Source organism: Klebsiella sp. 141153 (assembly GCF_032601995.1).
GTDB lineage: Bacteria > Pseudomonadota > Gammaproteobacteria > Enterobacterales > Enterobacteriaceae > Klebsiella > Klebsiella aerogenes.
The window spans coordinates 1-12875 of the sequence record NZ_JAQIRJ010000001.1 but is presented as its reverse complement, the minus strand read 5'-3'; the positions used below and the strand labels follow the sequence as shown (position 1 = coordinate 12875).

Sequence of the window (12875 nt, the reverse complement as noted above, 5' to 3'; positions counted from 1 at the left end):
TCGTGCCGCTATCTACGCCACCGACAACAATACGCTTTTCTCTTTTACCCGCTGATTCATCAGCGTCATCAGCGCCTCAAGCACCCCGCCGCCGATGGCGCGCGCCTTATCGGAGACGCTGGTAAAATCGGCGCTGGCGCCGCGCGGGTCGATATCGCCAATTTTAAAGCCGCTATCGACCACTAACCCATCGCTGAGCAAACCTCGCACCATACCGCTTAGTGGCGCAATAATCTCGACCTCGCCGATAGTGGCGATGATATCGCCTTCATTAACGATATCCCCCAGCGCCACCTTCGCATGCATCACCCCGGCACCCGGGGCGCGGATCACCCGTCGTGAAGTATGCCCAAGAATATTACCAGGAATCCCGGTGTTCTCCTGGGCTTTGCCATCGTAAATCACCTGCCCTAGCCAATGGCCGCGATTGGTTTCAATTACCGCATGACAATCCACGCCGGCGCAAAAACCCGGGCCCAGCGCAATTACCGCCGGCGCCATTTCTCGTTGCGTACCAAAATTCTCTTTCGCCAGAATGGCATCCACGACGCAGACAGGGCGCAGTTCAGTCAGCGATTCGCACAGCGGATCCACCAATACCGGAATCACGCCATTCTCAATCACCTGGATGGCCTCCTGAGCGGATGACACCCGCTTCGCCATCACCCCTTCTACCGTCATTTCACCGTCGAAGACTGCCTGGGCAAAAGCGACGCTGCGGCGGATAACCGTCGGCTTCGCCACTTCCAGCATCACCACTTTGAACCCCGCATGCCACAGGCGCAGAGCCACGCCGCTGGCGATATCGCCGGCGCCGCGAATAGCGACCAACTGCTGCTGCGCAGGCGTGGCAGCCGCCATCAGCAGGCCGCCGGGCGCGCGATTTTTTACCTGCAGGATTTCCGCCAGAATGCTAATCGCTATCTCATGCGGCGTTTCGGCGCCAATGTTATAGCCAACCGGCGCGTGCAGGCGGGCAATATGTTCTGCGGCAACGCCGTTCTCCCGCAGCTGGCGTAAAAATACCTGGACTTTACGGCGGCTGGCCAGCAGCCCAAGCCAGGCGACCGGTCGTTCAATCAGTTTATCCAGCGCTTCACGGTCCTGGTTATTGGTGGCGATTAACACAAAGTCATCACCGCGGATCGCCAGGGAATCCACTGCCTCGCTGAAGGTTTCAGCATGCAGCAACTGCGTTGTCGGCGGAAAATAGTCGGGGTTCAGGCTTTCAGAATAGATATCGGCCACCGCCACCTCAAAACCCAGCAGCGCCGCGCTTTGCGCCACCGCGCGGTTAACGTGCCCGGCGCCGATCAGCACCAGCCGCGGGCGCAGGCCATGTACGCTAATATAGACCGACATCGCCCCACCGCAATCGGAGCCGACCGCATCGCTGCCGCTGCGCGCCATCCGCCCATGAAACATGCGCGACGCTTTTTCGCTGAGCGCTTCCAGCGCCTGTTCAATCACTTTACGCTCAACCATGCCGCCGCCGATGGTGCCGACTATCGAACCATCTTCACGGATTAACATCTGCGCCGAATGGCGCGGCGTTGAGCCGCGGCTATCGACAATCTGCGCCAGGGCAAACGGGCGATTCTGTGCTTCGAGTTTTGCCGCTTCAGAGAAAATATTCATAACAACCTCAATGGATATCCGCCATGCGCCCAAGCCGGGGCGTCACTCTGTTGTTCGTCGCCGCGTTATCGCGGGTTGCTCTTGTACTGCTCCCGCCCACAGTGCGTTAATCCCCCACTGCTGCAACAGCGCCTCCTCCGGTAAATTCTCATTTTGAGAAAGCTGATTCAGCAGCAGGATCCGGCGACTGGCGGGCGGAACGCCTTTAAACGCTCCCTGCGGATGCGCGATCAAGCGATGCAGCATCGGCCACCTCAGCGCTGTATCCGGCGCCGCGCCGGTTATCCGGGAAAAAAGGGGCCAGCGATGAACGGTCGCTGGCCCAACGTTTTGCCCGAGCCTCCAGGCCCCCATGACGGCAATAACGCAGCAACAGGATTGAGGTATGCAAGGTTCGTGCTCAGCTGGCGCTTTTAAGGCGAAACCGTGAGCCCCGTCAGCTTCTACCAGCACCACGTCCACGCAACCTGCGGCAACCAGCGCATCAAGCTGTTGCGGGCTAAACCCACGAACTTTACCCGCAGGGGCGAGCCATGAGGCGTAGCAGGCCTGTAGCGGCCGCAGCCAAACCTCGTCAGGCAGCGCCAGCGGATCGCGGCAAATCAGCACAGGTAGGGTTGTCGGAAGATACATGTGGGTGGTCGTGGTGAGCAGAACTCGCCGGCCAGCCTCACGAAAACGCTGCGCCAGCCACATTAAGGTACTGGTTTTACCTCCCGCGCCGACGGCGGAAATCAGCAGCGGACCATCATTTACGCCTAAATCACAAAACAGCGATTGCAGATGCGGTATATTTTCCATGCGCTGGACAGGATTCCATTATTCAGGGAGGAGTATGAAACAGGTCGATTGTATTATTACCGCCGCCGGATTGTCCTCCCGGATGGGACAGTGGAAAATGATGTTACCCTGGCGCGGAACGACAATACTTGATGCAAGTATAAAAAACGCCCTGCAATTCTGCTCGCGTATTATTCTGGTGAGCGGTTTTCGCGCAGAGGAGTTACATCAACGCTATTCGGCGCATCCGAAAATAACCCTGGTTTATAATCCCAACTATCAGCAGGGTCTGTTTACTTCTGTTTGCGCCGGCGCAAGCCAGGTGCGAAACCACTACTGTTTTATCACCCTCGGCGATTTACCCTGCCTGCCGACTGCGCTTTTCCAGCGGCTGTGGCAACAACGGGGCGACAGCGCGCTTCTTCCGCAATATCAAGGCGTACCGGGTCATCCAATCCTTATTGCCGGCACGCAGTTGCGCCAACTTATCACTCACGATGGACCCGGCTCAATGCGCAAACGGTTATTACAAAGCCGCCATCGCTGTCTGGAGTTAGATTTTCCGCAAATGGTCTGGGATATCGATACCCCTGCTGATTTTATTCGCCTGCAAAACCAGGATTAATAATGCCTTTGTCGGGAAATTATCATTGTGATATTTCGCCGTTTATTTTGAGAAATCCCGGCGGATAAAAATATAGAGTGATTTTAATTCTCATTACCATAGCGTGAGCCTATTCACAAAGCCAGGTGTTCTTTAGATCTCTCTCACATTTTTAATTATTCAAACCTTCTGCCTTTAATAACTGGTTCGATTGTTGCTCTTCCTTAACTATCCGTCGGAATAAGCACCACTAACCGGCAAATTTGATTGCACAGATAAAGGAGAGGGTTATGGGGGATATCATGCGTCCCGTCCCGTTTGAGGAATTATTGACGCGCATTTTCGATGAGTATCAACAACACCATTCCATTTTTGGTATTCCTGAGCAGCAGTTCTATTCGCCCACCAACCAACGCCGGGTAAGCGTCTTCGGCGAAAGCTGCGCCACCCCAATCGGCCCGGCCGCCGGCCCGCATACCCAACTGGCGCAGAATATCATCACCGCCTGGCTCACCGGCGGGCGGTTTATCGAGTTGAAAACCGTACAGATCCTCGACCGGCTTGAGCTGGAAAAACCCTGCATCGACGCTGAAGACGAATGTTTCAATACCGAATGGTCTACGGAATTCACGCTGCAAAAAGCGTGGGATGAATACCTTAAAGCATGGTTTATTCTGCATCTGCTGGAAGAGATTTTCCCGTTCACGCCGGCGCAAAACGGCAAGTCATTTATTTTCAATATGAGCGTCGGCTATAACCTGGAAGGCATCAAACAACCGCCGATGCAGCAGTTTATCGATAATATGATGAACGCCGCCGGGCAGCCGAAATTTACCCAGTACCGCGACACGCTGAACCGCTGGCTGCATGATGACGCCTTCCTTGCCCGCCTGTCGCTGGATGATATCCGCCCGCGGCTGGCGACGCTCGCGGAACGCATTCCGGCAAAACTGGTACAAGGGGTTACTCTCTCTACCATGCATGGTTGCCCGCCGGATGAAATCGAAGCCATTTGCCGCTATATGCTGGAAGAGAAGCAGCTCAACACCTTCGTGAAGCTTAATCCGACGCTGTTGGGCTACCCGCGCGTACGCGAAATTCTCGACACCTGCGGCTTTGACTATATCGGTCTGAATGAAGAATCTTTTGAACACGATCTTAAAATCGGCCAGGCGCTGGAAATGTTGACGCGTCTGATGGCGTTGGCGAAAAGTAAACAACTCGGCTTCGGCGTGAAGCTAACCAACACCCTCGGCACGGTCAACAATAAAGGCGCGCTGCCCGGCGATGAGATGTATATGTCCGGCCGCGCCCTGTTCCCCCTCTCCATCAACGTTGCGGCGCTGCTATCGCGTGAATTCGACGGCAAACTCCCGATCTCCTACTCCGGCGGCGCCAGCCAGCTCAATATCCGCGATATCTTTGAAACCGGGATCCGCCCCATTACCATGGCGACCGATCTGCTAAAACCCGGTGGTTACCTGCGTCTTAGCCAGTGCATGCGCGAGCTGGAACCGGCCGATGGCTGGGAAATGAATCAGGTCGACGTCAAGCGCCTGAACGCGCTGGCGGAAAAAGCGGTGAGCATGGAGTACACGCAAAAACACTGGAAGCCGGACGATCGCATCGACGTTGGCGAGCCGCTGCCGTTAACCGACTGCTACGTCGCCCCTTGCGTCAGCGCCTGCGCCATCAAACAGGATATTCCGGAATACATTCGCCTGATGGGCGAGCAGCGCTATGCCGATGCGCTGGAGCTTATCTATCAACGTAACGCGTTGCCGGCGATCACCGGCCATATCTGCGATCACCAGTGCCAGTACAACTGTACGCGTCTTGATTATGACAGCGCGTTAAATATCCGCGAGCTGAAAAAAATCGCCCTTGAGAAAGGCTGGCCGGAATACCAACGCCGCTGGCATAAACCGGCTGGTTCCGGTAGCCGTAACCCGGTGGCGGTGATTGGCGCAGGCCCGGCGGGGCTGGCGGCGGGTTACTTCCTCGCCCGCGCCGGCCACCCGGTCACGCTATTTGAGCGCGAAGCTAACGCTGGCGGAGTGGTAAAAAACATCATTCCGCATTTCCGCATTCCCGCGGAACTTATCCAGCAGGATATCGAGTTCGTTGTTAATCACGGCGTCAATATTGTCTACGGCTGCGACCCGCATCTCACCGTCGAAAAACTCCGTCAGGAGGGTTATCGCTATGTACTGGTCGGCACTGGTACCGACAAAAACAGCGGCGTGAAGCTTGGCGGCGACAACACGAATATTCATAAATCGCTCAACTTCCTGCGCGCGTTCAACCGCGGCGATCGCCTGAACGTGGGTAAACACGTGGCCATTGTCGGCGCGGGCAATACTGCAATGGACTGCGCCCGCGCGGCGCTGCACATCCCCGGCGTTGAGAAAGCGACGGTGATTTATCGCCGCTCGCAGCAGGAGATGCCAGCATGGCGCGAGGAGTACGAAGAAGCCCTTCAGGATGGCGTTACGTTCCGCTTCCTCAGTAACCCGGAGCACTTCGCCGCTGACGGCACGCTGACCGTTCGCGCCATGGCCCTCGGCGAACCTGATGAACAGGGTCGACGTCGCCCATTGCCCACCGATGAAACCTGGACGCTGCAGGTCGATACGCTGATTACCGCTATCGGCGAACAGCAGGATGGCGAAGCGCTGGCGGCGATGGGGATCCCGCTCAACGACCACGGCTGGCCTGAGGTCAATGCTGATGGCGAAAGCCGTCTGGCTAACGTCTTCCTGATTGGCGATGTACAGCATGGCCCTTCTTCGATCGTCTCGGCGATAGGCAACGCCCGTCGCGCCAGCGATGCGATCCTGAAGCGCGAGAATATCCGCAGCCACTTCGGCGATAAACAGTGGAATAACGTCGATCCCGCGGATATTTACCGCCGCAAAGGAACCATTGCTATCGCTCAGGTTGATAAAGACGACCGCGATGCCTTTGTCGCGCAGGAGGCGGAGCGTTGCCTCGAATGTAATTACGTCTGCAGCAAGTGCGTGGATGTTTGCCCGAACCGCGCCAACGTCTCAATCGCGGTGCCGGGGTTCGACAACCGCTTCCAGACGCTGCACCTCGACGCGTACTGCAACGAATGCGGCAACTGCGCGCAGTTCTGCCCATGGCAAGGCAAACCTTATAAGGACAAAGTCACCGTTTTTAGCCTCGAACAGGATTTCAACAACAGCAGCAATCCTGGTTTCCTCGTGGAACAGCAGCGGGTTCATGTCCGTCAGGATGGCCTGATCTGGCAGCTGGAAATCGATACTAAGGGTCAGTTCGCTGAAGTTCCGCCGCAGCTGGATGCCATGTGCCGCATCATCAGCCACGTCCATCAACATCATCACTATTTGCTGGGAGCCGTCGAAGTATGAGTATCTTAGTGCTTAAAAATGCCACCCTTGCCCAGCTTCATCCGGCAAAAGTGGAAGAAGGTGTCGATATCGTCATCGAAAATGACAGAATTATCGAAACAGGCGCGAACCTGAGCCAGCGTTATCCGCAGGCGCGTATTAAAGAAATGCGCGGCCGGCTGGTGATGCCGGGAATGGTCTGCTCGCATAACCATTTTTATTCCGGACTGTCGCGCGGAATTCAGGCCAATATTGCGCCGAGTCCCGATTTTATCTCCACGCTGAAAAACCTGTGGTGGCGCCTGGACCGCGCGCTGGATGAGGAGTCCTTATACTACAGCGGGCTTATCTGTTCGCTGGAGGCCATTCGCAGCGGCTGTACCGCCGTCATTGACCACAGCGCGTCGCCGAACTATATCGCTGGATCATTAAGTCAGTTACGTAACGCTTTCATCAAGGTCGGCCTGCGCGGCATGACCTGTTTTGAAACCACCGACCGTAACGGCGGCCAGCAGGAACTTCAGGCAAGCGTGGAGGAAAATATCCGTTTTGCCCACGAAATCGATCGGGCGCGGGAAAACGGCGACGAACCCTATCTGGTAGAAGCGCATATCGGCGCCCATGCGCCGTTTACGGTTCCCAATGAGGGGCTTTTGATGCTTCGCGAAGCATTAAAAGCAACCGGGCGCGGCCTGCATATTCATATGGCGGAAGACCGTTACGACGTTTCCCACAGCCACCATCACTACGGTAAAGATCTGCTGGTACGCCTGGCGGAGTTCGATCTCATCGATAGTAAAACGCTGGTGGCTCACGGGCTGTATCTGTCGGACGCGGATATTGAACTACTGAACGCGCACGATGGTTTTCTTGTCCATAACGCCCGCTCTAACATGAACAACCATGTTGGCTATAACCAGCAGCTGACGGCATTTCGCAACCTGGCGCTGGGCACCGACGGTATCGGCTCCGATATGTTTGAAGAGCTCAAGTTCGCCTTCTTTAAACACCGTGATGCCGGCGGGCCGCTGTGGCCGGATAGCTTTGCGCAGGCATTAAGCAACGGCAACACGCTGCTTAGCCGCAACTTTAACGACCGTTTCGGCCGTATTGAGGCGGGCTATAAGGCGGATTTAACCATCAGCGATTATATTCCGCCGACGCCGCTGCTGGCGGCTAATCTCGCCGGGCACATCGCCTTCGGTATGGGGGCCAGCCACGTTCATAGCGTGATGGTGAATGGCGTCATGGTCTATGAGGATCGGCAGTTCGCTATTGATTGCGATACGATTTTCGCCGAAGCGCGGAAGGTGGCGAAGAAGATGTGGCAGCGGATGGATGCATTGCCGTAATCCCATCACGCAAAAACAAAACCCGGTCGCTGTACCGGGTTTATTTTTTGGCTTCTAGCGGGGCTATAAATAGCGCAGAAACATCGTTCGGGTAGCCCGGATAAGACGCGCGGCGCGTCGCCATCCGGGACTTTCCTACAAACTCAACAAGCTGGCGCTGGCGATCGTTCTCTGTTTCTGCAGCGCCGCCAGCGCGTCATCGGTCATTAGCGATAACGCCGCCGTTGGGCATACCGATACGCAGGCCGGGCCGCCGTCTCGCTGCTCGCAGAGATCGCACTTCACGATAACCGGCGGATGCGCCGCCGATGTCTCGATAGTAATCGCGCCAAATGGGCAGGCGACGACACAGCTCTGGCAGCCAATACAACGCCCGGCATCGGCCTCGACCCGTTCGGCGCCCATCGCCAATGCGCCGGTCGGACAGACCCCAACGCATGGCGCGTTCTCACACTGATGGCACATCACCGGCACGCTCAACGTGTCGAGTCGCATCACCTTCAATCGCGGATGAAATTCCGCCCCCTCCGCCACATGCTCCAGTGCGCAGGCGACTTCGCAGGTACGACAGCCGATACAGGCCTGTGAACTGGCAAGAATAAAATGGGTCATCACCGCTCCTTATGGTCAAATCGCGCCAGCATTTCGCTTGCGGCCTGGCGCCCGGCAACCATTGCCGTCACCACCAGATCGGCGCCATGCACCGCATCGCCGCCGGCATAGATTTTGTCATGGCTGGTCTGCGTGGTGCCGCGACCTTTGCCGCCCGTCACAATCTGCCCCCAGCGGTCAAGTTTGATGCCGTGCCCCCGCAGCCACGGCATGTCATGGGCCTGGAAACCAAACGCCAGCACCAGCACATCGGCCGGGAGTTCGAATTCTGAACCGGCAATTGGCCGCGGGCGGCGGCGGCCATCCGGCCCTGGTTCACCCATTTCGGTACGGATCATCCCGACGGCGCTGACCTGGCCTTTACGGTTACGCAGGATATATAGCGGCTGAACGTTAAACTGAAACGCCACGCCCTCCTCCCGCGCGTTCACCACCTCTTTTTTCGAGCCCGGCATGCTTAACTCATCGCGACGATAGGCGCAGGTCACGCTCTCGGCTCCGCGACGCACCGCGGTGCGCAGACAGTCCATCGCCGTATCGCCACCGCCCAGCACCACCACCCGCTTACCCTTAATGTCGGTTAACGGATATTCGGCGCTCTCTTCAAGCCCCATCACCTCACGGGTATTGGCAATCAGGAACGGCAGCGCCTGAATAACACCTGGCGCGTCTTCGCCATCAAGACCAGCGCCCATCAGCCCATAGGTGCCGACGCCTAAAAAGACCGCGTCATAGTTAGCAACCAGGTCGCTGAAGGCCACGTCGCGCCCCACTTCCTGATTGAGATGGAAACGAATCCCCATATCGCTGAAGATCTCACGCCGCAGCGCCATTACCGTTTTTTCCAGCTTGAAAGACGGAATGCCGAAAGTCAGCAGCCCGCCAATTTCAGGATGTTTATCAAAAACATCAACCTGTACCCCGGCGCGCGCGAGAATATCCGCGCAGCCCAGTCCCGCCGGTCCGGCGCCGATAATAGCCACGCGTTCCCGACGCGGCGCAACCTCGCCTGTGGTTGGCCGCCAGCCCATCGCCAGCGCGGTATCGGTGATATAGCGTTCCAGATTGCCAACCGCCACCGCGCCGCCTTCGTTTTTCAGCGTACAGGCGCCCTCACATAGCCTGTCCTGTGGGCAGACCCTGCCGCAGATTTCCGGAAGCGAACTACTTTGATGACAGAGTTCTGCGGCCTCAATAATTTTGCCCTCACGCACCAGTCGGATGAAATCGGGAATATGGTTGTGTAATGGGCAGGTCCAGTTGCACCAGGCTTTTTGCGCGCAGTACAGGCAACGCTCGCTTTCATATTCGGCATCACATTCGCTAAGGCGCTGGTAGATCTCGGCAAAATGCGCTTTTCGCTCCTCCGCGGCAAGCTTCTTCGCCCCCACCCGCGGCGCTTTATCCAGGATCGCTTCGCGCCTTGCGCCACGACGCTCGGCCAGCGGCTGCCCTTGGGCGGAGCGGATTTGTCTTTCCCGCTGTAACCGCTGGAGCGCGCTCTCGTCCATTACGCGCAGCGCCTGAGTTGGACAACTGGCCACGCAGGCCTGTTCTGCGGAGGGGCGCTCGCGACAAAGATCGCATTTTTGCGCCAGCTGCGGGCCATCTTCCCCGCTGGCGACCATCTCGATTGCGCCAAATGGGCAAGCGACGACGCAGTTTTTGCAACCGATACACTCGGACTGGGTAAACTGGATGCTGTCGTTGGCGACATACAGCGCCTGAGTCGGGCAGGAGGTGACGCAAGGCGCGTCGTTGCAATGGTGGCAAGTGGTCGCAGTACTGGCATTCCGGTGGAAGACAACATGGATGCGCGGAACAAAGGCGCTGCGCTGTGCCGGCCAGGCATCCTGATGATGCGCCGTGACGCAGGCTACTTCGCAGGCATGACATCCAATACAGTTCGCAACATCGGCCACAATAAATCGATTCATTTGCTTCCCTTTTATTCTTCTGGAATAGTCTCAGGGATGGATTGCAATATTCGGGCGATATTGGGCGCTCACCTTCTGCTGCCATTCATTTTTGCGAGTCAGCTCAAATTATTACTCGCCTGTCACTCTCGAATAAATAAAAGCTCATCAAATCACCGGGATGGCATATCAAGCCCGCCCTGCCTTTTTATCATTTTTACCTTCTTAGCGCTTATTTCGCCTACCAAAATGAGACGGCATATATCTCAAACTGATATTCGCCATTTTTATTTCTGATGCCCGCTCGCAGCGTTAAACGGGCCTGCAAGAAATAAACATGCCAACCCGTGATTGATTTCACAAATATATTCTTCCACTGCCGCTTCGCTCATTTTTGGCACAGCTTACGCATAACCCTCCTAACGCATAAGCAACTCCGTGCGCGTTATACGCTGGTGAACATCATCAGCAGAGGGAGGCAATGGCCTTCGAATCGTAACTTCTGCCCTTTCAGTTCGGCACGGGAAGAAGTCGTAAAGGAGACAACTACTTCATGAAAGATTTTGCCATTCCGGCCTCACGCAATACGGCGACTGTCGCGCCGGTCGATGAGGTCCTGCCAATTACGCAAATGATTCTCTATGGATTGCAGCACGTGCTGGTGATGTACGCCGGGGCGGTGGCGGTGCCGCTGGTGGTGGGTAACGCGGTCGGTTTGCCTGCGGAGCATATTATTTTATTAATCAGCGCCGATTTGTTTATTTGCGGCGCCGCAACCATCGTGCAATCGATGGGCATCAAGCAGTGGTTGGGCTGCCGCTTACCGCTGATCCAGGGCTGTACTTTCGCCGCGCTGATCCCGATGGTGCTTATCGGCAAAGAGTACGGTATCGGGGCGATCTCCGGCTCGGTTATCGTCTCCGGCATTTTTATCCTCTGCTGCGCGCCGTGGATTAGCCGTCTCATTCGCTTCTTTCCGAAGGTGGTGATGGGTGGCATTGTGACGCTGATCGGCCTCTCTATTATGCCGGTCGCGGGAGGATGGATTGGCGGCGGCAGCAGCGAGATGGCCGGTTTCGGCGATCTCTTCTCGCTGCTGATGGCGGCCATCACGCTGGTCATTATTCTTAACCTTTATACCTTCGCCACCGGCGTGGTCAAGAACACCTCGGTGCTGATCGGGCTGGTGATCGGCACTATTTTATGGAGCTTCTTCAAGCCGCTGGATTTTAACCTCGTCAACGCTACGCCTTGGCTGCATCTGCCACAGGTGATGCAGTTCGCCCGGCCTGAGTTTCATATCGTGCCGGTCGCCCTGCTGTCGATGGTCATGGTGGTGGTGATGGTCGAAACCATGTCGTCCATCATGGCGACCGGCGATATCGTCGGTAAACAGGTCACGGCCAGCATGCTGCGTAACGGCCTGAATACCTGCGGACTGGCGACGACGATCTGCGGCTTCTTCAACCTGTTTCCCTACGCGGCCTTTGCGCAAAACGTCGGCCTGATTGGCCTGACCGGCGTACGCAGCCGCTTCGTGGTGTCGGTCTCGGGCGTCATCCTGATGCTAATGGGCATTTTCGCCAAAATGGCGGCGCTGGTGGTACTGATTCCGAAACCGATCCTCGGCGGCGCCGGTATCGTTATGTTCGGCATGGTTGCCGTTTCCGGTATTCGTACTCTCGGCCAGGTCAACTATCGCAACAATAACAATGGGATGGTCGTCGCGCTCACCCTTGGTCTCGGCATGATGCCGGTACTGGTGCCGAATCTGTTTACCCAGTTCCCGCCGATGATGCAGCTGTTTCTGCATAGCGGCATCACTATCGGCACCCTGACGGCGATTGTCGCCAACCTGACGCTGAACGGCAGCGTGCCGTTCCGTATTTCTCACGATGTCCCGGAACCGGACCCGGCGCCGCCGAGCGCGGCTGCCCGCAACATGGCCGTGCGTACGGTGCGCATGTGGCTACTGCTGCGCAAGGTACAGAAAGGTCAAACCGCCGCTGACGGCCAGGAGTGATTATGTCTATGTCGCAACGTCTGCTTTTTGCACTGTTGATGATGGCCCTGATGGCGGTTCCCGCCATCCAGGACGCCATTACCCTCGGAATTAACAGCCGTTTTATCTATCTGCTGCCGTACTATTTTTAAGGAGTCACACGATGGAAAAAGTAACCACCGTCTGTCCCTACTGCGCCGCTGGCTGTAAGCTGCGGCTGGTGGTGGACGACGGCATGGTCGTCGGCGCCGAAGCGGCCATGGGGAAAAACAATCAGGGCACCCTGTGTCTGAAAGGTTATTATGGCTGGGACTTCATTAACGATACCCAGATCCTGACCCCGCGTCTCAAAACCCCCATGATCCGTCGTAAGCGCAGCGGCAAACTGGAAGCCGTCTCCTGGGACGAGGCGCTCGATTACGTCGCCACCCGCCTTGGCGCCATTAAAGAAAAATATGGCCCGGACGCGATCCAGACCACCGGCTCCTCCCGCGGGACCGGTAATGAAACCAACTACGTGATGCAAAAATTCGCGCGCGCCGTTATTGGTACCAATAACGTCGACTGCTGCGCTCGCGTCTGACACGGCCCTTCGGT

9 protein-coding genes and 1 pseudogene are annotated in these 12875 nt (G+C 56.8%); 6 read left to right on the top strand and 4 right to left on the bottom strand.

Annotated elements, in window-relative coordinates:
- Window positions 1–12: 12 nt before the first annotated feature.
- Window positions 13–1638 (bottom strand): selenium-dependent molybdenum cofactor biosynthesis protein YqeB, encoded by a 1626-nt coding sequence (yqeB, locus tag PGS10_RS00050; RefSeq protein WP_047077694.1) that lies wholly within the window; start codon window positions 1636–1638, stop codon window positions 13–15.
- A gap of 42 nt (window positions 1639–1680) precedes the next feature.
- The gene (gene yqeC / locus PGS10_RS00045; protein ID WP_045392537.1) at window positions 1681–2439 is read right to left on the bottom strand and encodes a selenium cofactor biosynthesis protein YqeC; all 759 of its coding nucleotides are present in this window, start codon (window positions 2437–2439) and stop codon (window positions 1681–1683) included.
- A gap of 34 nt (window positions 2440–2473) precedes the next feature.
- On the opposite strand from yqeC, the gene PGS10_RS00040 reads away from it, so the two are divergent.
- The 3 genes from PGS10_RS00040 (at window position 2474) to ssnA (ending at window position 7748) form a co-directional block, all read left to right on the top strand.
- Window positions 2474–3043, top strand: coding sequence for an NTP transferase domain-containing protein (locus PGS10_RS00040; protein ID WP_316422186.1), 570 nt, complete (start codon window positions 2474–2476; stop codon window positions 3041–3043).
- Between the two features lie 269 nt (window positions 3044–3312).
- Complete coding sequence (gene ygfK / locus PGS10_RS00035; RefSeq protein WP_315710211.1) at window positions 3313–6417, top strand: putative selenate reductase subunit YgfK; 3105 nt, start codon at window positions 3313–3315, stop codon at window positions 6415–6417.
- On the top strand, window positions 6414–7748 hold the full coding sequence (gene ssnA, locus PGS10_RS00030) for a putative aminohydrolase SsnA (RefSeq protein WP_316422185.1): 1335 nt from the start codon (window positions 6414–6416) through the stop codon (window positions 7746–7748). Before ygfK ends, ssnA begins: the two co-directional genes overlap by 4 nt.
- 135 nt (window positions 7749–7883) lie before the next feature.
- Here ssnA and PGS10_RS00025 read toward each other — a convergent pair whose 3' ends face one another.
- Complete coding sequence (locus PGS10_RS00025) at window positions 7884–8360, bottom strand: 4Fe-4S dicluster domain-containing protein (RefSeq protein ID WP_047042737.1); 477 nt, start codon at window positions 8358–8360, stop codon at window positions 7884–7886.
- Window positions 8360–10297 carry a formate-dependent uric acid utilization protein YgfT gene (gene ygfT, locus PGS10_RS00020; protein WP_316422184.1) on the bottom strand — a complete coding sequence of 646 codons (1938 nt, stop codon included), beginning with the start codon at window positions 10295–10297 and terminating at the stop codon, window positions 8360–8362. Before ygfT ends, PGS10_RS00025 begins: the two co-directional genes overlap by 1 nt.
- A gap of 532 nt (window positions 10298–10829) precedes the next feature.
- On the opposite strand from ygfT, the gene PGS10_RS00015 reads away from it, so the two are divergent.
- The 3 genes and pseudogenes from PGS10_RS00015 to PGS10_RS00005 form a co-directional block, all read left to right on the top strand.
- Window positions 10830–12299 (top strand): nucleobase:cation symporter-2 family protein, encoded by a 1470-nt coding sequence (locus PGS10_RS00015; protein ID WP_015366914.1) that lies wholly within the window; start codon window positions 10830–10832, stop codon window positions 12297–12299.
- 2 nt (window positions 12300–12301) lie between these two features.
- Window positions 12302–12430, top strand: a complete 129-nt coding sequence (locus tag PGS10_RS00010) for a hypothetical protein (protein ID WP_015366915.1) — start codon at window positions 12302–12304, stop codon at window positions 12428–12430.
- 11 nt (window positions 12431–12441) lie between these two features.
- Window positions 12442–12858, top strand: a pseudogene (locus PGS10_RS00005) (molybdopterin-dependent oxidoreductase); the annotation flags it as partial.
- Window positions 12859–12875 lie beyond the last annotated feature (17 nt).

Coding starts and splice junctions, on each gene's coding strand:
- yqeB (WP_047077694.1), bottom strand. CDS start 1,638: ATGAATATTTTCTCTGAAGCGGCAAAACTCGAAGCACAGAATCGCCCG.
- yqeC (WP_045392537.1), bottom strand. CDS start 2,439: ATGGAAAATATACCGCATCTGCAATCGCTGTTTTGTGATTTAGGCGTA.
- PGS10_RS00040 (WP_316422186.1), top strand. CDS start 2,474: ATGAAACAGGTCGATTGTATTATTACCGCCGCCGGATTGTCCTCCCGG.
- ygfK (WP_315710211.1), top strand. CDS start 3,313: ATGGGGGATATCATGCGTCCCGTCCCGTTTGAGGAATTATTGACGCGC.
- ssnA (WP_316422185.1), top strand. CDS start 6,414: ATGAGTATCTTAGTGCTTAAAAATGCCACCCTTGCCCAGCTTCATCCG.
- PGS10_RS00025 (WP_047042737.1), bottom strand. CDS start 8,360: ATGACCCATTTTATTCTTGCCAGTTCACAGGCCTGTATCGGCTGTCGT.
- ygfT (WP_316422184.1), bottom strand. CDS start 10,297: ATGAATCGATTTATTGTGGCCGATGTTGCGAACTGTATTGGATGTCAT.
- PGS10_RS00015 (WP_015366914.1), top strand. CDS start 10,830: ATGAAAGATTTTGCCATTCCGGCCTCACGCAATACGGCGACTGTCGCG.
- PGS10_RS00010 (WP_015366915.1), top strand. CDS start 12,302: ATGTCTATGTCGCAACGTCTGCTTTTTGCACTGTTGATGATGGCCCTG.